This window comes from Streptomyces griseus, from assembly GCF_900460065.1.
Classification (GTDB): Bacteria; Actinomycetota; Actinomycetes; order Streptomycetales; family Streptomycetaceae; genus Streptomyces; species Streptomyces griseus.
This window is the reverse complement of sequence record NZ_UAVD01000032.1, coordinates 198,753-220,624: the sequence shown is the minus strand read 5'-3', so window position 1 is coordinate 220,624 and position 21,872 is coordinate 198,753. Positions and strand designations below refer to the sequence as shown.

Here is a 21,872-nt window from a genome sequence, read left to right as displayed (position 1 = left end):
ATCAGTCCAACCAGACATATCCGGCGAGCCGCCCGGTGGTGCGGTCGCGGCGGTACGAGAAGTGGTCGCCCGATTCCAGGGTGCAGAACGGCGAGGCGTGCCGGTCCGTCACGCCGAGGGCGGCGAGCTGGGCGTGGACTCCGCCGGTGACGTCGACCGCCGGGGTCCCCCAGCTGGTCTCGGACCAGGTGCCGGGGACGGCCCCGGCGACCTCGGCCCGCATCTCCTCGGGCACTTCGTAGCACCGGCCGCAGACGGCCGGCCCGGTGTGCGCCGTGATCCGGGAGGGGTGTGCGCCGAGCGCGACCATGGCCTCGACCGCCGCCGAAACGACTCCCGCGACCAGTCCCGGCCGCCCGGCGTGCGCCGCCCCGACGACGCCGGCGACCGGGTCGGCGAGAAGAACGGGAGTGCAGTCGGCGGTCAGGACCGCGAGCGCCAGTCCGCGCCGGGCGGTCACCACCGCGTCCACGGCCGGAATCTCCGCGTCCGCGCCCCAGGGTCCGTCCACCACCGCGACGTCCCGGCCGTGCACCTGGTTCATCCAGACGACGTGGGCCGGGTCGAGACCGAGGTGGCGGGCCGCGCGTTCCCGGTTCGCGCCGACGGCGGCGGGGTCGTCGCCGACCGCGCCGCCGAGGTTGAGCTCACCGTACGGAGCGGCGCTCACTCCGCCCCACCGGTCGGTGAAGGCGAAATGAGCGCTGCCCGTGACGGGTGCCGTCCGGTGTTGGACTATCACTTCAAGAAGTCCGGAACATCCAGCTCTTCGGCCTGGGTGTCCTGGTAGGGACGGGCCGGCGGGACGTGCGGCGGCGAGACCGGCCCGAGCGAGCTCTCGCCCGAAGCCGTCGCGGGGGCGGGCTCGGCCGGAGCCGGGCTCTCCTCGCGCGGGGGTACGGAGCCGAGTCCGCCCGTCGGGCGCGTGGACTCGGCGGAGGACCTGGCCGGAGCGGCCGGCTCCTCGCGCTTGTTGCTGTTCGCGCCGAGGACGTTCTCCCGGCGGGCCGGCGGCTGTCCGCCGTCGAAGCCGGCCGCGATCACGGTGACCCGGACCTCGTCGCCCAGGGCGTCGTCGATGACGGCGCCGAAGATGATGTTGGCCTCGGGGTGCGCGGCCTCGCTCACCAGCTGGGCGGCCTCGTTGATCTCGAACAGGCCGAGGTCGCTGCCGCCGGAGATGGAGAGGAGGACGCCGCGGGCGCCGTCGATGGAGGCTTCCAGGAGCGGCGAGGAGATCGCCATCTCCGCCGCCGCCACCGCGCGGTCGTCGCCGCGCGCCGAGCCGATGCCCATGAGCGCCGATCCGGCCTCGGACATGACCGACTTGACGTCGGCGAAGTCGAGGTTGATCAGCCCAGGGGTGGTGATGAGGTCGGTGATGCCCTGGACACCCGAGAGCAGCACCTGGTCGGCCGACTTGAACGCGTCGAGCACGCTGACCTGGCGGTCCGAGATGGACAGCAGGCGGTCGTTGGGAATGACGATGAGGGTGTCGACCTCTTCGCGGAGTTCGGCGATGCCGTCCTCCGCCTGGTTCGCGCGTCGCCGGCCCTCGAAGGTGAACGGGCGGGTGACCACGCCGATCGTCAGGGCGCCGAGCGAGCGCGCGATGTTGGCGACGACGGGTGCGCCGCCGGTGCCGGTGCCGCCGCCCTCTCCGGCGGTGACGAAGACCATGTCGGCCCCCTTGAGGACCTCCTCGATCTCCTCACGGTGGTCCTCTGCCGCCTTACGACCGACGGCCGGGTTCGCCCCGGCGCCGAGGCCCCGGGTGAGTTCACGGCCGACGTCGAGCTTGACGTCGGCGTCGCTCATCAACAGGGCTTGTGCGTCCGTGTTGATCGCGATGAACTCGACGCCCTTGAGACCGACCTCGATCATTCGGTTGATGGCATTGACACCACCGCCGCCGACACCGATGACCTTGATGACTGCGAGGTAGTTCTGCGGTGCTGCCACGTCGAAGGCCTCTCGCCTCGAGTTACGTGTCGTCGCTCCGCGGTAGCTCCGCGGCGACGACTGATGTCGATGGGGACGGTCCGAACGCCGACCCAAACCCTAACGTTGAAGTTTAGGGTTACCAGTGTGTCTGCTTTCTGGACTCTTCCGAACAGGACACTAAGTCGACAAGTGGCGCACGTTCAACGAACACGCCGAACCTCCCGTTTTTCTTTTCACCCTATGTGATCACCCGTAGCGCTGACCAACCAGGGTGCTGGCCAGCACAAACAGGCGTCAACTCGCCGATACCGCCGGAGCGGTGGGAGCACTTACGTCGAACTGTCCCGCTTTGGGGGCGGCTTTCATGAGTGCGGCGAGGACACGCGCCTTCACCGCCCCGTCTTCGCCGCTCCCCCAGGTCACCACGCGATCCCGGGTGAGCCGCAAGGAGATCGCGTCGTACGAGGCGACCCGGACGACCCGGGTGTCCCTCGCCACACCTGCCGGCAGGTCACCGGCGACCCGGACCGCTTCCCGCAACAGACCGTCACCGCCGAAGCGGCGCAGGCTCGCGGACGGTTCGGGCGTCAGCTCCAGGAGGGGTACGCCCTTCGGCGCCTTGTCCACCGTGGCGAAGCGCACACCCTCGGCATCCACTTCCACGAACGCGCCGCCCTTTTCGACCAGCAGGACCGGCTTCCGTTCGGTCACCTTAAGGCCGATGCCGTCCGGCCATGACCGAACGACATCAACTGTGTCGATACGAGGCAACTTCTGGCGCAACCGACGCTCCATGGCGTCGGTGTCCACGGAGACCAGCGGGGCGCCGACCGGTACGGCGGCAACCGCTTCCACTTCTTCGCGGGTCAGGACCTCGACGCCGCTCGTGCCAACTTTCTCGACGCGGAGCCAGGAGGATCCGTAGAGCACCCAGATCACGAAAGCGGTGAGCAGGGCGACGGCGACGCCGATCAGGATCAGCAGGGTGCGGCGGCCGATCCGGGGCTCCTCGGGGCCGCCGTGCGGCGGGTGGGCGGAGGGGTCCGCCCGTCCCGGTGCGCCGGGCTGGGCGGTCGTCGGTCCGGCCACGCTCGCTCCTTCGGCGGACCCGGGGCGCCCGCCCCGGGTCCGCACCGCATCGCGCCGGGCGCCTAGCGGCGCGCGGCAATCGCTTCGTACACCATGCCGACGAGCAGGTCGTCGGCGTCGCGCCGGCCGAACTCGGCGGCGGCGCGGGACATTTCGTACAGCCGGTGGGGGTCCGACAGTACCGGCAGGACGTTGCCCTGCACCCACTCCGGGGTGAGCGCCGCGTCGTCCACCAGCAGGCCGCCGCCGGCGTTGACCACCGGCTGGGCGTTGAGCCGCTGTTCGCCGTTGCCGATGGGCAGCGGGACGTAGGCGGCGGGGAGCCCGACGGCGGAGAGTTCGGCGACGGTCATCGCGCCCGCGCGGCAGAGCATCATGTCGGCCGCGGCGTACGCGAGGTCCATCCGGTCCACGTACGGTACCGGGATGTAGGGCGGCATCCCGGGCATGTTGTCGATCCGCGGCAATTCGTTCTTCGGCCCGACCACGTGGAGGATCTGGATCCCGGAGCGCTGGAGCAGCGGCGCCACCCGCTGGACCACCTCGTTGAGGTGGCGCGCGCCCTGCGAGCCGCCGGAGACCAGCAGCGTGGGCAGGTTGGGGTCGAGGCCGAAGGAGGCGCGGGCCTCCGGGCGGACCCGGGCGCGGTCCAGGGTGGCGATGGTGCGGCGCAGCGGGATGCCGATGTAGCGGGCGCCGCGCAGCTTGCTGTCCGGGGTGGAGACGGCGACCCCGTGGGCGTACCGGGAGCCGATCTTGTTGGCCAGGCCCGGGCGGGCGTTGGCCTCGTGGACCACGATCGGCACACCGGCCCGCTTGGCGGCCAGATAGCCCGGCAGCGCGACGTAGCCGCCGAAGCCCACCACGCAGTCCGCCTTGGTGCGCTCCAGGACCTGCTCGGCCGCCTTGATGGTGCCGCGCAGCCGGCCCGGGACGGTGATCAGCTCGGGGGTGGGCTTACGGGGCAGCGGTACGGCGGGGATGAGGGCGAGCTCGTACCCCCGCTCGGGTACGAGCCTGGTCTCCAGGCCGCGTTCCGTGCCGAGGGCAGTGATTCCCACGGTCGGGTCCTGCCTGCGCAGGGCGTCTGCGAGGGCAAGCGCGGGCTCGATGTGTCCGGCGGTCCCCCCGCCGGCGAGTACGACATGCACCGAAATTCACCGCTCTCCGGACGGACGCTTCTTGACGCGCCGTCTCATCGTCTTCCATCTCACCCGGGGCTTCCGCATGGCCAGGGCCGCCTTGGCGGCTGGGTCCTCCCGTGCGAAGGCGATCATCAGCCCGACCGCGAACATCGTCGGCAGCAGGGCCGACCCCCCGTAGGAGAACAGCGGGAGCGGAACCCCGGCGATCGGCAACAGGCCGAGCACCGCACCGATGTTGATCACGGCCTGGGCCGTGATCCACGTGGTCACGCCTCCCGCGGCAAACCTCACGAAGGGGTCCTCCGTGCGTCCGGCCACGCGGATACCCGCATAGCCTAGGGCCGCGAAGAGGGCGAGCACGGACAGCGTCCCCGCCAGACCCAGTTCCTCACCGGTGATGGCGAAGATGAAGTCGGTGTGGGGTTCCGGCAGTTGACCCCATTTTTCCACACTCGCACCCAGTCCGGAACCGAACCATCCGCCGGACGCCAGAGCATAGATCCCGTGTGCGGCCTGCCAGCAGCCGCCCTCCGGATCGGGTTCGCTCACCCCCATGCAGGCGAGCCGGGACATCCGGTTGGGGCTGGTCCTGATCAGCAGGAACGCGATGACGGCGGCGAAGCCGAGCACCCCGGCGAACAGCCGGGTGGGAGCCCCCGCCAGCCAGAGCAGACCGAACAGGATCGCGGTGAGAATGATCGCGGTTCCCATGTCGCCGCCGAGCATGATCAGCCCGAGCAGCATGAAGGCGACCGGCACGAGCGGCACCAGCATGTGCTTCCACTGCGTCAGCAACCGCTTGTCCTGCTTGCGGGCCAGCAGGTCCGCTCCCCACAGGATGAGGGCCAGCTTGCCGAACTCGCTGGGCTGGAGCTGGAACGGGCCGCCGAGGTAGAGCCAGTTCTGGTTGCCGTTGACCGACATCCCTATCCCCGGCACCTGGACCAGGACCATCAGGAAGACGGTGACCATCAGTATCGGGTAGGCCAGCGCCCGGTGGAGCTTCACGGGCATCCGGGCGGCGAGGAGCATCAGAGCGCCCCCGATGACGGCGGCGAGGAACTGCTTTCCGAAGAAGTAGGTCGCGGGCTTGCTGATGTCCAGCGCCTTGATCATCGAGGCGGAGTAGACCATCACCAGGCCCAGCACCGTGATCAGGAGGCTGGAGCCGAGGATCACGTAGTAGGCGGTCAGGGGCCGGTCCCAGGCCCGTCGTGCCCGCTCGTAGGTTCGGCGCGGTCCGCCGCCGCGCCCGGTGCGCGGGGGGCGGGGCGCCGGGCCGCCGCGTCCGAAGCCGCGGGGCGTCTCGGGGCGGCGGGCTCCGGTGGCGAGGCGGCCGCGCAGGGCGAGCCCGCCGGTCAGGGGTAGCCCGGAGAGTGCGGGCGCCGCGGCGAGGGGGCGGGGAACCGAGGCCCGTGCGCGGTCCCGCCGTACGGCGAATCTCTCGTCGGCCGGCATTGTCGCTGTCCCCTCCACTGCTCGTGCCCGGGGCCCGTGCACCCCGGGCGCGGAGGCCCGGTCGGTCAGGCGCTCTCGTCGGCGCGTGCGCGGACCGCGTCCGCGAACGCCTCGCCCCGCTTGTTGTAGTTGGTGAACATGTCCATCGAGGCACAGGCCGGGGCCAGCAGTACCGTATCGCCCGGCCGGGCGAGCTCGGCCGCCCGCGCGACCGCTTCGGACATCGCCCCAGTGTCGGTCCGGTCGAGGTCGACCACCGGGACTTCGGGGGCGTGTCGCGTCAGGGCTTCACGGATCAGCGCCCGGTCGGCGCCGATCAGCACGACCCCCCGCAGCCGCTTCGCCGCGCCGATGACCAGCTCGTCGAAGGTCGCGCCCTTGGCCAGTCCGCCCGCGATCCAGACGATCGAGTCGTAGGCGGCCAGGGAGGCCTCGGTGGCATGGGTGTTGGTCGCCTTGGAGTCGTCCACGTAACGGACCTCGTCGAGGTCCGCGACGTGTTCGATGCGGTGGGCGTCCGGCCGGAAGGCGCGCAGCCCGTCGCGGACCGCGGCCGGTTGCACGCCGAAGGCGCGGGCGAGTGCGGCGGCCGCGAGGGCGTTGGCGATGTTGTGCGGGGCCGGCGGGTCGACGTCGGAGACCTCGGCCAGCTCCTGCGCCTGCTTGTGGCGGTCGGCGACGAACGCCCGGTCGACGAGGATCCCGTCGACCACGCCGAGCTGCGAGGGGCCGGGGGCGCCGAGGGTGAAGCCGATGGCGCGGCAGCCCTCCACGACGTCGGCCTCGCGGACCAGGTCCTCGGTGGCCGGGTCGGCGACGTTGTAGACGCAGGCCACGGTGTTGCCCTCGTAGACGCGGCCCTTGTCGGCGGCGTACGCCTCCATCGAGCCGTGCCAGTCGAGGTGGTCGGGGGCCAGGTTGAGGACGGCGGCGGAGTGGGCGCGCAGGGAGGGCGCCCAGTGCAGCTGGTAGCTGGAGAGCTCGACGGCGAGGACGTCGTACTCGGTCTCGCCCACCACCGCGTCCAGCAGCGATACGCCGATGTTGCCGACGGCCTCGGTGCGCAGACCCGCCGCCCGGAGGATCGACGCCAGCATCCGCACGGTCGTGGTCTTGCCGTTGGTGCCGGTGACCGCGAGCCAGGGGGCGGGCTTCCTGCCGTCGTCGCCGCGCAGCCGCCAGGCCAGCTCGACGTCGCCCCAGACCGGGATGCCCGCCTCGGCGGCAGCCAGGAAGAGGGGCTTGTCCGGCTGCCAGCCGGGGGCGGTGACGACGAGTTCCGTGGACGGCGGCAGGGTGGCGCCGTCGCCGAGGCGCACGGTGACGCCGAGCGCCTCCAGTTCGGCCGCCTGCGCGCGGGCGCGCTCGTCGTCGCCGTCGTTGACGACGGTGACGAGCGCGCCGCGCTCGTGCAGGGCGCGGGCCGCGGGGACCCCGCTGACGCCGAGCCCGGCGACGGTGACGTGCTTGCCCTGCCAGTCCACGGTGCTGCTCACTTCTTGGCTGCCCATCCCGCGTAGAAGAGGCCGAGGCCGACGATCACGCACATGCCCTGGATGATCCAGAAGCGGACCACGACAAGGACTTCCGACCACCCCTTGAGTTCGAAGTGGTGCTGGAGCGGTGCCATGCGGAAGACCCGCTTGCCGGTCATCTTGAACGAACCGACCTGGATGACCACGGACATGGTGATCATCACGAAGAGGCCGCCGAGGATGGCGAGGAGGAACTCGGTGCGGGAGAGGATCGCCAGGCCCGCGAGGGCCCCGCCGAGGGCGAGCGAGCCGGTGTCGCCCATGAAGATCTTGGCGGGCGAGGTGTTCCACCACAGGAAGCCGAAGCAGGCGCCCATCAGTGCGGCGGCGACGACGGCGAGGTCGAGCGGGTCGCGCACCTCGTAACAGGCGCTCGGGTTGGTCAGGTTGTCCGCGTTGGCGCAGGACTCCTGGAACTGCCAGAGGCCGATGAAGGTGTAGGCGCCGAAGACCATCACGGAGGCGCCGGTGGCCAGACCGTCGAGGCCGTCGGTGAGGTTCACGCCGTTGGACATGGCGAGGATCATGAACAGCGCCCAGACGCAGAACAGCACCGGGCCGATCGACCAGCCGAAGTCCTCGACGAACGAGAGCCGGGTGGAGGCCGGGGTGTAGTTCATGGAGTTGGGGAACTGGAGCGACAGCACCGCGAAGGCGATACCGACGATCAGCTGTCCGGCCATCTTCGCCTTGGCCCGCAGACCCAGCGAACGCTGCTTGACGATCTTGATGTAGTCGTCGAGGAACCCGACGAGGCCCATGCCCGCCATGAGGAACAGCACGAGGAGGCCGGAGTAGCGGATGTCCTCACCCGTGATGACCTTCGCGAGAAGGTACGCGACGATCGTCGCCAGGATGAAGGCGATGCCGCCCATCGTGGGCGTGCCCTTCTTGCTGCCGTGCGTGCGCGGGCCGTCGTCCCGGATGAACTGCCCGTATCCCTTGCGGGCCAGCAGCTTGATCAGCAGCGGAGTACCGACCAGGGTCAGGAAGAGCCCGATGGCCCCCGCGAAGAGGATCTGCCTCATCGGCCGGCGACCTCGCCCTCGGTCGAGTTCTCCAGCAGTGCCTGGGCGACCTTCTCCAGGCCGACCGACCGGGACGCCTTCACCAGCACGACGTCTCCCGGGCGCAGTTCACTGCGCAACAGGTCGACGGCCGCCTGTGCGTCGGACACGTGCACCGACTCCTCACCCCACGAACCCTCGTTATATGCGCCCAGTTGCAGCCAGGAGGCTTCTCTCCCCCCGACAGCGACGAGCTTGCTGACGTTGAGCCGGACGGCGAGCCGTCCGACCGCGTCGTGCTCGGCGAGCGACGCGTCACCGAGCTCGGCCATCTGACCGAGCACCGCCCAGGTGCGCCCCCCGTCGGCCCCTCGGGCCTGGCCCATGGCGGCCAGCGCACGCAGTGCGGCTCTCATGGATTCGGGGTTCGCGTTGTAGGCGTCGTTGACGATCGTCACACCGTCCCCGCGCTCGGTGACCTCCATGCGCCAGCGGGAGAGGGTGCCCGCCTCCGAGAGCGCCTCGGCGATCTCGGTCACGGACATGCCCAACTCATGGGCGACGGCGGCCGCGGCGAGCGCGTTCGACACGTGGTGCTCACCGTACAGGCGCATGGTCACGTCGCTGCACCCGGTGGGTGTGTGGAGCTCGAAGGCGGGCCGCCCGTCGGCGGTCATCCTGACCTTCTCGCCCCGTACGTCCGCTTCCGGGGCTTCTCCGAAAAGCAGGACGCGGGCCCGGGTGCGCGAAGCCATGGCGCGGACGAGCGGGTCGTCGGCGTTGAGCACGGCGCAGCCGTCCTCGGGCAGGACCTCGACCAGCTCGCCCTTGGCCTGGGCGATGGCCTCCCGGCTGCCGAACTCGCCGAGGTGCGCGGAGCCGACGTTCAGGACGAGACCGATGCGAGGAGGGGTGAGATCGGCCAGATAGCGGATGTGGCCGATACCGCGGGCCCCCATCTCCAGGACCAGGTGCTCGGTCTCGGCGGTGGCGGTCAGCGCCGTGACCGGCAGGCCGATCTCGTTGTTGAGGGAGCCGGGCGTCCAGACGGTCGGGCCCTTGCGCTGGAGGAGCTGCGCGATCAGGTCCTTGGTGGACGTCTTGCCGGCGGATCCGGTGAGGCCGACGACGGTGGTGCCGAGGCGTTCCACGACGGCACGGGCGAGGGCTCCGAGGGCGCCGACGACGTCCTCCACGACGATCGCCGGGACGCCGACGGGGCGGGCCGCCAGGACGGCCGCGGCGCCCGCCTCGACGGCGCGCCGGGCGTAGTCGTGGCCGTCGACCCGTTCGCCGGCGAACGCGGCGAACAGGCTGCCCGGCGCGACCTCGCGGGAGTCGATGACGACGGGTCCGGTCACGGTGACTGCCGGATCCGGTATGTCGTACGACTGCCCGCCGACGATTTCGGCGATCTCGGCGAGGGAAAGGGTGATCACTTGGTCATCCCTGACTGTTGTTCTCGAGGTGAGGTGCGCGATCCGCGGCGCCGGGGCGCGTCAGGGACCGCTCGATGGCTGCGTGCAGGACCTTGCGGTCGTCGAAGGCGCGTACCACCCCGTGGATGTCCTGGCCCTGTTCGTGGCCCTTGCCGGCGACGAGGACGGTGTCGCCCGGTTCGGCGCGGGCGACCGCGGCGGCGATGGCCGAGGCGCGGTCGGCGTCGACGAGCACGTCGCCGCGCTCGTGGACGGGCACTTCGGCGGCGCCGGAGAGCATCGCGGCGAGGATCGCGAGGGGGTCCTCGGAGCGGGGGTTGTCGGAGGTCAGGACGGCGGTGTCGGCGAGCCGGGCGGCCGCCGCGCCCATCGGTCCGCGCTTGGTGGTGTCGCGGTCGCCGCCGCAGCCGAGGACGATGTGCACCCTGCCCTCGGTGACCTTGCGCAGGGAGCGCAGGACGGACTCGACGGCGTCGGTCTTGTGCGCGTAGTCGACGACGGCGAGGTAGGGCTGTCCGGCGTCCACCCGCTCCAGTCGGCCGGGGACCCCGGGGACGGCGGCGATGCCGTCCGCGGCGATCTGCGGGTCGACGCCGGCGACGGCGAGCGTGACGATCGCGGCGAGGGTGTTGGCGACGTTGAACGGGCCGGGCAGCGGGGCGCGGGCGGTGATCCGCTCGCCCTTCGGGCCGACGGCGGTGAAGGTGCTGTCCTGGGGTCCGACCTCGACGTCCTCGGCGTGCCAGTCGGCGTCCGGGTGGCCCTCGGCGGAGAAGCTGGTGACCGGCACGCCGGACTCGGTCAGGAGCCTGCGGCCGTACTCGTCGTCGAAGTTCACGACGCCGCGGTGGCTGCGTTCGGGGGTGAACAGCTGGGCCTTGGCCTGGAAGTAGTCCTCCATGCCGGAGTGGAACTCCATGTGCTCCGGGCTGAGGTTGTTGAAGACGGCGACGTCGAAGACGCAGCCGTCGACCCGGCCGAGCACCAGGGCGTGGCTGGAGACCTCCATCGCGACGGCCTCGACGCCGCGTTCGCGCATGACGGCGAACAGCGCCTGGAGGTCGGTGGCTTCGGGGGTGGTGCGCTCGGACTTGATGCGCTCGTCGCCGATCCGCATCTCGACGGTGCCGATGAGCCCGGTGGGGCGTCCAGCGGCCCGCAGTCCGCCCTCGACGAGGTAGGCGGTGGTGGTCTTGCCGGAGGTTCCGGTGATGCCGAGCTGGAGGAGGCCGATGCCGGGCCGCCCGTAGATGTCGGCGGCCAGCTCGCCCATGACGGCGCGCGGGTCCTCGGTGACCAGCACCGGCAGGCCGGTGGCCGCGGCGCGTTCGGCGCCGGCGGGGTCGGTGAGGACGGCCGCGGCGCCGAGTCCGGCGGCCTGGGCCGCGAAGTCGGCGCCGTGGAAGCGGGCGCCGGGCAGGGCCGCGTACACGTCTCCGGGTCGCACGGCCCGTGAGTCGTGGGTGATGCCGGTGACCTCACCGGTCCCGGCCGCTTCGACGCCGAGCCGGTCTGCCAGCTCGCCGAGGGGGGTGGGCCGGAGCCGGTCCGGTCGGGGCGCTCCCGGGTAGGTCACAGGCGCGTCCTTCTGAGAGGTTTGGGACTGATCAGCGTGGGGCACGGCGGTGAGCGTACCGGGCCGGTGCGGCGTCTCGCGAAGCGAGGGACCCTGGTTCCGGTGGTTCTCGTTCCGGTTCCCGGGGTCGGGGGTGATGGTTGTCACTGAGGGTTCCCTTGGAGGGGATGCTCGCGCATCCCCGTGTTCACTCGCCGGGTTTGAAGGACACCGGCAGCCGGGGCGGCTCGCTGCCGGACGGTGGGGTCTGGAGCGTCTTGAGAGCGAACTCCATGACCTGCTTGTAGATCGGGCCGCAGATCTGGCCGCCGAAGTAGCTTCCCTTGGTGGGGTTCTGGATCGCGCAGTAGACGGTGATCTGCGGGTTGTCGGCGGGGGCGAAGCCCGCGAAGGAGGCGGTGTAGCCCTTGTAGACGCCGCGGACCGGGTCGACGCGGTTGGCGGTGCCGGTCTTGCCGGCCACCCGGTAGCCGGGGATGGCCGCCTTGGTGCCGGTCCCTTCCCGGTCGTCGACGACGGACTCCAGCATCGTCGCCAGGGTCTTGGCGGTCTTCTCGCTGACCACGCGGTTCTCCTCGGGCGCCTCGGCCGGGGTGAAGCGGCCGTCGGATCCCTTGGTTCCCCGTACGAGGGTGGGGGCGACCCGTACGCCTCCGTTGGCGACCGTGGAGTAGACCGAGGCGGCCTGGACGGCGTTGATGGAGAGGCCCTGGCCGAACGGGATCGTGTACTGCTGCGAGGTCGACCAGTCCTCGGGGTGGGCCAGCAGGCCCGGGGACTCCCCCGGGTAGCCGAGCCCGGTCCGGGAGCCGAGGCCGAACTTGCGCAGGTAGGAGTAGAGGACCTGGTTGGACTCCGCCTGGGTCTTGCCGAGCTGACCGGTCGCCAGGATGGTGCCGATGTTGCTGGACTTGGCGAGCACTCCGTTCAGCGTGAGGTACCAGGTGGGGTGGTCGACGTCGTCCTTGAAGAGGCGGTCGCCCCGGTGCAGCCGGTTGGGGACGGTGACATGGGTGCCGGGGGTGGCGGCCCCCTCCTCCAGCACGGCCGCGATCGACATGACCTTGCTGGTGGAGCCCGGTTCGTACACGTCCTGGAGGGCCGCGTTCCCGAGGGAGGCGGAGGTCGCCTCGGAGAGGTCGTTGGGGTCGTAGCCGGGGGCGTTGGCCATGGCCAGGAGCTCGCCGGTCCGCGTGTTCTGCACGATGACGTAGCCGCGGTCGGCCTTGGACTTCTCGACCTGGTCGCTGATGGCCTTCTGGGCGGCCCACTGGATGTCGCGGTCGATGGTCAGCTCGATGTCGGAGCCGGGCACGGCCGGGATCTCGCTGCTGCCCGCGGTGGGGACCCGGCGGCCCCCGGCCTGGGCGTAGCGGATCTTCCCGTCCTTGCCGGCGAGTTCCTTGTCGAGCTGCGATTCGAGGCCGCCGCCGCCCTTGCCGCTGTCACTGACGAAGCCCAGTATCCCGGCGGCGAGGTCCCCGTTGGGGTAGACGCGCTTGGTGGTCGGCTCCTGGAGGACGCCGGCCAGGACGTTGGCTCCGGGGCCGCCCTTGAGCCTGTCCTCGGACGCCTTCTCGGCGAAGACGGTCTTGAGGTCCTTGATCTGCTTCCAGACCTGGGGGGTCTGCCGGTAGGCGAGGACGGTGTAGCGGGTCTTGGCGGAGAGCTGCTCGGTCAGCTTCGCGACGTCCTTGCCGAGGATCGGGGCGAGCAGGGCGGCGGCCTGCTGGGGCGCGTCGGGCGCGTTGCTCTCCTCGGGCGTGAACAGCTTGGGGTCGGCCGTGATGTTGTGCGCGTCCACGCTGGTGGCGAGCGCGACGCCCTTGCGGTCGGTGATCTCGCCGCGCTCGGCGGCGACGGTGTACTCCAGGTAGCGGTTCTTCTCGGCCTTGGCCGCGTACGCGCTGGCGTCGACGGCCTGGACCTGGAGCAGGCGGGCCACGAAGGCCAGCATGACCAGCGTCAGCCCGAGGCTGACGAGCCGCAGCCGGGGGCGGGGGCTGCCGAGGCGCAGGGAGCGCGGCGCGGTGCCGCGCCGGGTGGTGCGCCCCGGGGCGGGACGGGGGCGGCGGGCCGGCGGGCGGGCGCCGGAGCGGCCGGATCCTGATCCCCCGCCACGAGGGCGGGCCGGGCCGGGTACGCGGCGGCGCGGCGGTTCCTTGGGCGGCACTGCGTCACCTGCCGGGGCTCGTCGGGGGCGGGGTGATCTCCGCCGCGGAGGCGGTTGCGGGGTCGGGCTCGGTGGCGGGGACGGCCCCGGAGGGCGGTACGGAGCCGGAGGGCCCGGCCGGGGTCCCGGCGGCGGGGGCCCCGGCGTCGGCCGGGGCGCCGGTGCTCGGCGTGGGGCTGGGGCTCGGCGACGGCGGGGCGGTGGCCTCGGTGGGGTTGCCGCGGACCGTGCCGTCGGGGTTCAGGAAGGCGGGGCTGCCGCCGGGCACCATGCCCAGCTCGCGGGCGCGGCGTTCCAGGGCGTCGGGCTGGGAGCGGCTGTCGACGTCGCGCTGGAGGGCCTGCTGCTCGTCGGTGAGCTCGGTGGTCTCCCGCTTCAGCTCGCTGAGCCTGAACGACCCCTCGTTGAGCGCGGAGTTCAGCAGGAGCAGGGTGATGAGCCCGCCGCCCAGGAGCAGGACGACCAGCAGGACGAAAGGGGTGCGGGCGGCGGTGCTGGGCCCGGTGGACGGCATGAGCCGGGCGAGCCGGGCGGCCCGCCCCCTCAGCGGTGCGGCCGGTTTGCTCACCGCACGGCTCCCCCGCCGCGGCGTCCGGTCCCGGTGCTCATCGCTCCTCCGCGCGGATGCGCTGGGCGCCCCGCAGCCGGGCGGGGGCGGCGCGCCGGTTCTCGGCGACCTCCTGCTCGGTGGGCAGCTCGGCGCCGCGGGTGAGCTGCTTCAGCCGGGGCTGGTAGCGCTCGGGGACGACGGGCAGCCCGGGGGGCGCGGTGTTGGCGGCGCCGGCCGCGAAGACCTGCTTGACCAGCCGGTCCTCCAGCGAGTGGTAGGACAGCACGGCGATGCGTCCGCCGACGTCGAGGCTGTCGACGGCGGCCGGAATGGCCCGTTCCAGGACGCTCAGCTCGCCGTTGACCTCGATGCGCAGGGCCTGGAAGGTCCGCTTGGCGGGGTTGCCGCCGGTGCGCTTGGCGGCCTGGGGCAGCGCGTCGCGGATCAGCTCGACGAGCCGGGCGCTGTTGCTGAAGGGCTCCTTCTCCCGCTCGCGGACGACGGCGGAGACGATCCGCTTGGCCTGCTTCTCCTCGCCGTACGCGCGCAGGATCCGGACCAGTTCGCCGGGCGGATAGGTGTTGAGCACCTCGGCGGCGCCCATGCCGGTGGACTGGTCCATACGCATGTCGAGCGGGGCGTCCTGGGCGTACGCGAATCCGCGGTCGGCCTCGTCCAGTTGCATGGAGGAGACGCCGAGGTCGAACAGCACGCCCTGGACCTTCGGGATTCCGAGCCGCGCGAGGACCTCGGGGAGTTCGTCGTAGACCGCGTGGACGAGGGTGGCGCGGTCGCCGTAGGGGGCGAGTCGTTCGCCGGAGAGGCGGAGCGCCTCCTTGTCGCGGTCCAGGGCGATCAGCCGGGCGGTGGGAAAGGAGGCGAGCAGCGCCTCGCTGTGACCGCCGAGGCCGAGGGTGCAGTCGACGACCACGGGCTCCGGGTGGGCCGGGTCCTGGAGAGCCGGGGCCAACAGGTCCAGACACCTCTGGAGCATCACGGGGACGTGTCGGGTCTGGCTCAAGGCGCCCTCTCAGGCTCTGTCCCGCGCGGCCGGCACGTACGTCCTGGTCCCCGCCCGCTCCGAAGGGGAGGTCCGCCGGCGCCGGGGAAGGGGCGTCGGCCGACCGGGAGCGGGAGAGGGCCGGGTCGCACGTACGCCGCACATCTCGGAGGACCTACGGAATACGCGGAAGGTGCGGGGGTTGCGGCGGGGCGGTGGGTGCGGAAGTGGTGGGTGACTTCGCGTTACTTTAGTCCACCCTGCCATTCGATCGATTCGCGATCAACGAACCGGGCAGCGAGTCGCGCCACCCGTTCGGATGCGGCCGGCCCACCCGAACGGGTGCGTCCCGGCGAGTTCTGTGGGTTAGCTCACAACAAGCCGAGTTGACGTTTTTTGTCCGCTCTCACTGCACGCCCGAGCCAGGTGGGAAGGCTAACGTCGTAGCCATGTCGACTTCTGCTCACTCCCCCGCCGAGTCCGTGACGTCCACCGCTGCCGCGGTCCGCGAGGGGGGCCAGGTCACCGACCGGCTCGTCGCGCTGAACGCCGGGTACGCGAAGGACTTCCGGGACCCGGGCATGGACGCGCGCCCGGTCCTCCAGGTCGCCGTGGTCGCCTGCATGGACGCCCGTCTCGACCTGCACGCGGCGCTCGGCCTGGAGCTCGGCGACTGCCACACCATCCGCAACGCGGGCGGTGTGGTCACCGACGACGTGATCCGCTCGCTGACCATCAGCCAGCGGGCGCTCGGCACCCGCAGCGTGATCCTCATCCACCACACCAACTGCGGCCTGGAGTCCCTCACCGAGGACTTCCGGCAGGAGCTGGAGCGCGAGGTGGGCCAGCGTCCGGTCTGGGCGGTCGAGGCCTACTCGGACGCCGACCAGGACGTGCGCCAGTCGATGCAGCGGGTGCGCACCTCGCCGTTCCTGCTGCACACCGACGACGTGCGCGGGTTCGTCTTCGACGTGACCACCGGCCTGCTGCGCGAGATCGACTCCGTTTCCTGAACGCACTCGCCCCGGTTCCCGGCCCTCCGCCGCACCTCACGCACGCGTCACCCTGCCTCGCGGCGCCGAAATCGTGACAGACGCTGACATTTCACACCCACTTATCCACAGGCGAGTGACACGAAGCGGTAACGGCAACAAGAATGCGGGTGTGACATCCCCGGGCCTTCCGGCGGAGTGTCCGATTTTTCGGGGTGGGCCGCGCGGGTACGCGCGACGGCCCCTGCGCAAAAGGGCCGAGGAGGGCCGGGTGACGACCTATGACGATCGAGCGAGCCTCACGGATCTGACCACCACAGCGGAGCGGGTGCGCAGGTCGGTGGAGGCGGTGATCGAGGGCAAGCCCGAGGTCGTACGGCTGTCGCTGACGGTGCTCCTCGCCGAGGGGCACCTCCTCATCGAAGACGTCCCCGGGGTCGGCAAGACCATGCTGGCCAAGGCGCTGGCGCGGTCCATCGACTGTTCGGTGCGACGGATCCAGTTCACCCCGGACCTGCTGCCCTCGGACATCACCGGTGTGTCGATCTTCGACCAGCAGCGGCGGGACTTCGAGTTCAAGCCGGGCGCGATCTTCGCCCAGATCGTGATCGGCGACGAGATCAACCGCGCCTCGCCGAAGACGCAGTCGGCGCTGCTGGAGTCGATGGAGGAGCGCCAGGTCACCGTCGACGGGCACTCCTACGAACTGCCCGACCCGTTCATGGTGGTGGCCACCCAGAACCCGGTCGAGATGGAGGGCACCTACCCGCTGCCCGAGGCCCAGCGCGACCGCTTCATGGCCCGCGTCTCCATCGGCTACCCCAGCCCGGAGGCCGAGCTCCAGATGCTCGACGTGCACGGCGGCCTCTCCCCGCTGGACGACCTCCAGCCGGTGGCCCACGCCCACGACATCGTGAAGCTGATCGACGCCGTCCGCACGGTGCACGTCGCCGACGCCGTGCGGCGCTACGCCGTGGAGCTCGTCGGGGCCACTCGGAGCCATCCCGACCTCAGACTCGGCGCGTCCCCGCGGGCGACACTGCACCTGCTGCGCGCCGCGAAGGCCTCCGCCGCGCTCAGCGGGCGCGACTACGCCCTCCCGGACGACGTCCAGGCGCTCGCCACGCCGGTGCTCGCGCACCGGCTGCTGCCCACCGCCCAGGCCCAGCTCAACCGCCGCACGGCGGAGCAGGTGGTCCTGGAGATCATCCAGCGCACCCCCGTACCGACCTCGGCCGGCGGCACCGCGCCTCCCGCGCCGGGCGGGCAGGAGCCGGGCCGCCCGTTGTACCACCAGCAGCAGCCCGGGGCACGGCGGCTGTGATGGCGGCCGGCGAGCCCGGCGCCGTGGAGGACGGCGACAGGAAGGGCGGCCTCCGGGCGGCGCTGGGCGGGCTGACCACCCGGGGACGCTCGTTCCTGGCCGCAGGTCTCGCCGCCGCCGTCTGCGCGTACGTCCTGGGCCAGGGCGATCTGCTGCGGGTCGGGCTGCTGCTGGCCGTGCTGCCCCTCGTCTGTGTGACCGTGCTCTACCGCACCCGCTACCGGGTGACGGGCACCCGGCGGCTCTCGCCGTCGCGCGTGCCCGCGGGCGCGGAGGCCCGGGTGCACCTGCGGATGGAGAACGTCTCCCGGCTGCCCACCGGGCTGCTGATGCTCCAGGACCGCGTTCCGTACGTGCTGGGCCCGCGCCCCCGCTTCGTCCTGGACCGGGTGGAGGCGGGCGGCCGGCGCGAGGTGTCCTACCGGGTCCGCTCCGACCTGCGCGGACGCTATCCCCTGGGGCCCTTGCAGCTGCGGCTCAGCGACCCGTTCGGGATGTGCGAGCTGACCCGTTCCTTCAGCGCGTACGACACCCTCGTCGTCATCCCGCGCACGGTGCCGCTGCCCGCGCTGCGGCTGGCGGGCGAGGCCTCCGGATACGGCGACGGGCGGCAGCGGTCCCTCGCGCTGGCCGGTGAGGACGACATCATTCCGCGCGGCTACCGGCACGGCGACGACCTGCGCCGGGTCCACTGGCGCTCCACCGCGCGCCACGGCGAGCTGATGGTGCGCCGCGAGGAGCAGCCGCAGCGGGCCAGGTGCACGGTCCTGCTGGACACCCGGGGCATCGCCTACCAGGGCGCCGGGCCCGACTCCGCCTTCGAGTGGGCGGTCTCCGGGGCGGCCTCGGCGCTCGTGCACATGCTGGAGCGCGGCTTCGCCGTACGGCTGCTCACGGACGACGGGAACGCGGTGCCCGGCGAGGGGTCGGGCGGTTTCGCCGGCTCGACCCAGGAGTCCGCGGACGCGGCGGGCCTGATGCTCGACACGCTCGCCGTGGTCGGCCACTCCGACGGCGGGGGGCTCTCGCGCGCCCACGACGTGCTGCGCGGCGGCAACGAGGGACTGCTCATCGCCTTCTTCGGCGATCTGGACGAGGAACAGGCAGCGGTCGCGGCCCGGATGCGGCAGCGCGCCGGGGCCGGGGTCGCCTTCGTCCTGGACAGCGCCGCCTGGGCCGGCGACGAGGACGGGGCGGGGCGGGCCGAGGAGCGGCTGCGACGGCTGCGCGAGTCGGGCTGGACCGCGGTGCCGGTGGAGCCGGGGGCCGAACTGCCCGCGCTGTGGCAGCTGGCGGGCGGCATGCGCACGGATTCGCCGTCGGCCACGGGCGGCGGCTCGACAGCTTTCACGGGGAGATGGTCATGAGCGGGCGGGCCAGGCTGGCGCTGTGCGCCTACGCGGCGACGCTGCTGGCGGCGGGGGCGTTGATCCCGCTGGTGGAGGGGGTCGGCTGGCTGCTCCAGGCGGCGGTGCTGCTCGGCGTCCAGAGCGGGGTGGGCGCCCTCGCGCGCCGGGTCCCGCTGGCGAGGACGCTGACCATCGGTGTCCAGACGCTGGTCACCCTGCTGCTGCTGACCCTGGTGTTCGTCCGGGACCACGCCCTGTTCGGGGTGGTGCCCGGGCCGGGGGCCCTCATGCGGCTCGGTGAGCTGCTGGTGGCGGGCGGGGAGGACGTCGGCACGTACGCCATCCCGGCCCCGATGACCGACGGCATCAAGCTGATGGTGGTCGGCGGGGTGGTCCTGATCGGTCTCGCCGTGGACGCCCTGGCGGTGACCTTCCGCAGCGCGGCCCCGGCCGGACTGCCCCTCCTCGCCCTGTACTCGGTCGCGGCCGGTCTCTCCGACGGCGGAGCGGGGTGGCTGTGGTTTCTGCTGGCCGCCTCCGGCTATCTGCTGCTCCTGCTGGCGGAGGGCCGGGACCGGCTCTCCCAGTGGGGCCGTGTCTTCGGTGGCGCCGCTCGGAGCGCGGGCGGGCTGGCCGACGGGCTGGCGGGGGCGCGCGGCGGCTCCTCCCCCGTCCGGACCGGGCGGCGGATCGGTGTGTTCGCGCTCGGCATCGCGCTGGTGGCGCCCCTGGCGCTGCCGGCCCTGGACAGCGGCCTGCTGAGCGGCGACGGCCCGGGGACCGGCCGGGGCAGCGGCGGCGGCACCATCTCCGCGGTGAATCCGCTGGTCTCGCTGCAGAACAACCTCAACCAGCCGGACAACCGGGAGGTGATGACGTACCGCAGCAACATCGAGGACCCGCAGAGTCTCTACCTCCGGATCCTGGCCCTGGACGAGTTCAACGGCAGCGAGTGGCGTTCCTCCACCCGGCGGCTGACGGACGTTCCCGACCGCCTCCCGCAGCCCACCGGCCTCGGCAGGGACGTCTCCGTCACCGAGGTCCGGACGAACATCTCCGCGTCGCGCTCCTACCAGCAGACCTATCTGCCGCTCCCCTACCCGGCCAGCGAGGTCCGCGTGGGCGGTCGCTGGCGGTACGAGCCCGAGGGCCGCACCCTGGTCGGCGACGACGGGCAGACCACGCGCGGCGCGCAGTACGAGGTCGGCAGCCTGGTCGTCGAACCCACGGCGGACCAGCTCGCGGCCGCCGGACCGCCGCCCCCGGAATTGGTCCGCGAGTACACCCAGGTTCCCGGCTCCCTGCCGGAGGTGGTCGCCGAGACCGCCGAACAGGTCACCCGGGGCACGTCGAACGCCTACGAGCAGGCCGTGAAGCTCCAGGACTGGTTCGCGTCCGACGGCGGCTTCACGTACGACACGACGGTCACCTCGGGGACGGGGTCGTCCGCCATCGCCCGGTTCCTCCGCGACAAGGAGGGCTTCTGCGTCCACTTCTCGTTCTCGATGGCCGCGATGGCCCGGACGCTGGGCATCCCGGCCCGGGTGGCGGTGGGCTTCACCCCGGGGACCATGAGGGGGGACGGGGCGATCTCGGTCGGGCTGCGCGACGCGCACGCCTGGCCCGAGCTGTATTTCGAGGGGGTCGGGTGGACCCGCTTCGAGCCCACGCCGAGCCGGGGCAGCACGCCCTCGTGGACCCGTCCCGAGGTGCCCACGGACAGCACCGGCGACGTGGCCGAGCCCTCCGCGGAGACCTCCGACGAGCCGTCGGCGGCGCCCTCCGCCGAGGACAGCTGCCCGCCGCAGCTGCGCCAGGAAGGCGGATGCGGGCCCTCGCAGGATCCGGGAGCCGCGCTGCCGACCGACCGGGGCACCCCGGCCGGGACGGTGCTGCTGGTGATCCTCGCGGCGGTCCTGGTGCTGGTCCTGCCGTTGTCACCGCTGCTGTGGCGGACCCGGACGCGGAACCGCCGGCTGGGCTCCGGGGGCCGGACGCCCGCGGACGCCGCCGCGCGGACGCTGGCCGCCTGGCGGGAGCTCACCGACACGGCCTGGGACCACGGCATCGCCCCGGACGAGTCGCTGACGCCCCGGAAGGCGGCGGCCAGGATCGTGCGGCTGGGCCGCCTCGACACCACGGCGGCCGAGGCGGTGCACCGGATCGCCGGCGCGGTGGAGCAGGTGCTGTACGCCCCCGAGCCGCGCCCCGTGTCCGGACTGGCCGAGGACGCGCAGACGGTGCGGGCGGGCCTGCGGGCGTCGGCCGGCCGCTCCACCCGGCTGCGGGCGACACTCCTGCCCCGATCGTCCGTCCGGGTGATGTGGGCCCTGACCGAGCGCCGGGCGGCGCTCGGTGAGCGATGGGCGGGCCGCCGGGGAGCCGGCCGCTGGGCGGCCCGGCTGCGCCGCCTCACCCGTCAGCCCGGCTGAGCGGTCGGGGGCAGCTCGACGCACGCCAGGGCCTGCGGTGCGGACCCCTTCCCGGGTCCGCACCGCAGGCCCTGTGCCGTCGGCGCCGATGACCGGGCCGAAGGAGCGCTCGGGGCAGGGGCAGGGTCAGCGGGAGACGCGGTCGGGCCGGAAGGGCGAGCGCTGTCGGACGATGGGTGAGGGGCGGCCGCGAAAAACGCGGCCGCCCCTCACCCATCGGTGTCCTGCGTCCTGCCGGCGCCCGGCCCGGTGGAGAAGAACCGGGGCCGGGGCCTCTACTGGCCCTGTTCGTCGCGGCGGCGCTGCCACCGCTGCTCGATGCGGTTCATCATGGACCGGCGTTGTCTAGGTCGGCGGCTCGCGCCGCTGTCCCCGCTGCCTGCGACGGCCGGCTGTTGTTCACCGGGCTTGGGCGCCTTGCGCCATCCGGTGACCGCGAGCACGGCACAGCCGAGCATGACGAGGAATCCCACCACGCTGATCCAGATCTGCTGGGCGACCATTCCGGCCATGAGGAGCGCGATACCCACCAGGAAGCCAGCGACCGCCTGGTAGACCCTTTTCCGGGTGTACGTACGCAGTCCGCTTCCCTCGAGCGCTGTCGCGAACTTGGGATCTTCGGCGTACAGCGCTCGCTCCATCTGCTCGAGCATGCGCTGCTCGTGCTCCGAGAGCGGCACGGGATCCTCCTCGTCGTCGGCCGCGGGGGCGACCGGTATGCGGCCCTTCCAGGATAGGCAGGGATTCGCCCCCGTGAAACCCGCCCTCTAGCGCTCAGCCAGTCCGGACCGCTATGTCGGCTCGGCTGTTGAGGCGTAGATTCCCCGACGACCGATCCGCCATGCCGGATGGTGTCACC

Annotated in this window: 17 protein-coding genes; 4 read left to right on the top strand and 13 right to left on the bottom strand. The window is 72.3% G+C overall.

Annotation, left to right across the window (positions count from 1 at the left end; all coding sequences use genetic code 11):
• Position 1 precedes the first annotated feature (1 nt).
• From pgeF to rsmH, 12 genes are all read right to left on the bottom strand, one after another.
• Positions 2-742, bottom strand: a complete 741-nt coding sequence (gene pgeF, locus DTB53_RS23950; protein WP_012381305.1) for a peptidoglycan editing factor PgeF — start codon at positions 740-742, stop codon at positions 2-4.
• On the bottom strand, positions 739-1,962 hold the full coding sequence (ftsZ, locus tag DTB53_RS23945) for a cell division protein FtsZ (RefSeq protein WP_003969707.1): 1,224 nt from the start codon (positions 1,960-1,962) through the stop codon (positions 739-741). Before ftsZ ends, pgeF begins: the two co-directional genes overlap by 4 nt.
• Positions 1,963-2,238: 276 nt before the next feature.
• Entirely contained in the window at positions 2,239-3,033 is a 795-nt protein-coding gene (locus DTB53_RS23935) for a cell division protein FtsQ/DivIB (protein WP_012381304.1), read from the bottom strand.
• Between the two features lie 62 nt (positions 3,034-3,095).
• Complete coding sequence (gene murG / locus DTB53_RS23930; protein ID WP_003969705.1) at positions 3,096-4,184, bottom strand: undecaprenyldiphospho-muramoylpentapeptide beta-N-acetylglucosaminyltransferase; 1,089 nt, start codon at positions 4,182-4,184, stop codon at positions 3,096-3,098.
• A gap of 6 nt (positions 4,185-4,190) precedes the next feature.
• A complete protein-coding gene (gene ftsW, locus DTB53_RS23925) occupies positions 4,191-5,636 on the bottom strand; it encodes a putative lipid II flippase FtsW (protein WP_012381303.1) in 1,446 nt (481 codons plus the stop codon).
• Positions 5,637-5,701: 65 nt separating this feature from the next.
• Positions 5,702-7,147, bottom strand: a complete 1,446-nt coding sequence (gene murD, locus DTB53_RS23920) for a UDP-N-acetylmuramoyl-L-alanine--D-glutamate ligase (protein WP_042497379.1) — start codon at positions 7,145-7,147, stop codon at positions 5,702-5,704.
• On the bottom strand, positions 7,129-8,199 hold the full coding sequence (gene mraY / locus DTB53_RS23915) for a phospho-N-acetylmuramoyl-pentapeptide-transferase (protein WP_003969702.1): 1,071 nt from the start codon (positions 8,197-8,199) through the stop codon (positions 7,129-7,131). The genes murD and mraY overlap by 19 nt, the downstream gene beginning before the upstream one ends.
• Positions 8,196-9,617: a UDP-N-acetylmuramoyl-tripeptide--D-alanyl-D-alanine ligase gene (locus DTB53_RS23910; protein ID WP_012381301.1), complete on the bottom strand. Its 1,422-nt coding sequence runs from the start codon at positions 9,615-9,617 to the stop codon at positions 8,196-8,198. Before DTB53_RS23910 ends, mraY begins: the two co-directional genes overlap by 4 nt.
• A 4-nt stretch (positions 9,618-9,621) precedes the next feature.
• A complete protein-coding gene (locus tag DTB53_RS23905; RefSeq protein ID WP_003969700.1) occupies positions 9,622-11,340 on the bottom strand; it encodes a UDP-N-acetylmuramoyl-L-alanyl-D-glutamate--2,6-diaminopimelate ligase in 1,719 nt (572 codons plus the stop codon).
• 40 nt (positions 11,341-11,380) lie between these two features.
• Positions 11,381-13,366 carry a peptidoglycan D,D-transpeptidase FtsI family protein gene (locus DTB53_RS23900; protein ID WP_003969699.1) on the bottom strand — a complete coding sequence of 662 codons (1,986 nt, stop codon included), beginning with the start codon at positions 13,364-13,366 and terminating at the stop codon, positions 11,381-11,383.
• A 4-nt stretch (positions 13,367-13,370) separates the two neighbouring features.
• Positions 13,371-13,934: a cell division protein FtsL gene (ftsL, locus tag DTB53_RS23895; RefSeq protein ID WP_012381299.1), complete on the bottom strand. Its 564-nt coding sequence runs from the start codon at positions 13,932-13,934 to the stop codon at positions 13,371-13,373.
• 37 nt (positions 13,935-13,971) lie between these two features.
• Entirely contained in the window at positions 13,972-14,937 is a 966-nt protein-coding gene (gene rsmH / locus DTB53_RS23890) for a 16S rRNA (cytosine(1402)-N(4))-methyltransferase RsmH (protein ID WP_012381298.1), read from the bottom strand.
• 428 nt (positions 14,938-15,365) lie between these two features.
• On the opposite strand from rsmH, the gene DTB53_RS23885 reads away from it, so the two are divergent.
• The 4 genes from DTB53_RS23885 (at position 15,366) to DTB53_RS23870 (ending at position 21,013) form a co-directional block, all read left to right on the top strand.
• On the top strand, positions 15,366-15,929 hold the full coding sequence (locus DTB53_RS23885; protein ID WP_003969695.1) for a beta-class carbonic anhydrase: 564 nt from the start codon (positions 15,366-15,368) through the stop codon (positions 15,927-15,929).
• Between the two features lie 250 nt (positions 15,930-16,179).
• Positions 16,180-17,232: an AAA family ATPase gene (locus DTB53_RS23880; RefSeq protein WP_003969694.1), complete on the top strand. Its 1,053-nt coding sequence runs from the start codon at positions 16,180-16,182 to the stop codon at positions 17,230-17,232.
• Positions 17,232-18,599 carry a DUF58 domain-containing protein gene (locus DTB53_RS23875; protein ID WP_042497373.1) on the top strand — a complete coding sequence of 456 codons (1,368 nt, stop codon included), beginning with the start codon at positions 17,232-17,234 and terminating at the stop codon, positions 18,597-18,599. Before DTB53_RS23880 ends, DTB53_RS23875 begins: the two co-directional genes overlap by 1 nt.
• A complete protein-coding gene (locus DTB53_RS23870) occupies positions 18,596-21,013 on the top strand; it encodes a transglutaminase TgpA family protein (protein ID WP_012381296.1) in 2,418 nt (805 codons plus the stop codon). Before DTB53_RS23875 ends, DTB53_RS23870 begins: the two co-directional genes overlap by 4 nt.
• Before the next feature lie 275 nt (positions 21,014-21,288).
• Here the strand turns inward: DTB53_RS23870 and DTB53_RS23865 are convergent, their stop codons facing one another.
• Positions 21,289-21,693 (bottom strand): SCO2097 family morphological protein, encoded by a 405-nt coding sequence (locus DTB53_RS23865; protein WP_003969691.1) that lies wholly within the window; start codon positions 21,691-21,693, stop codon positions 21,289-21,291.
• Between the last annotated feature and the right edge of the window lie 179 nt (positions 21,694-21,872).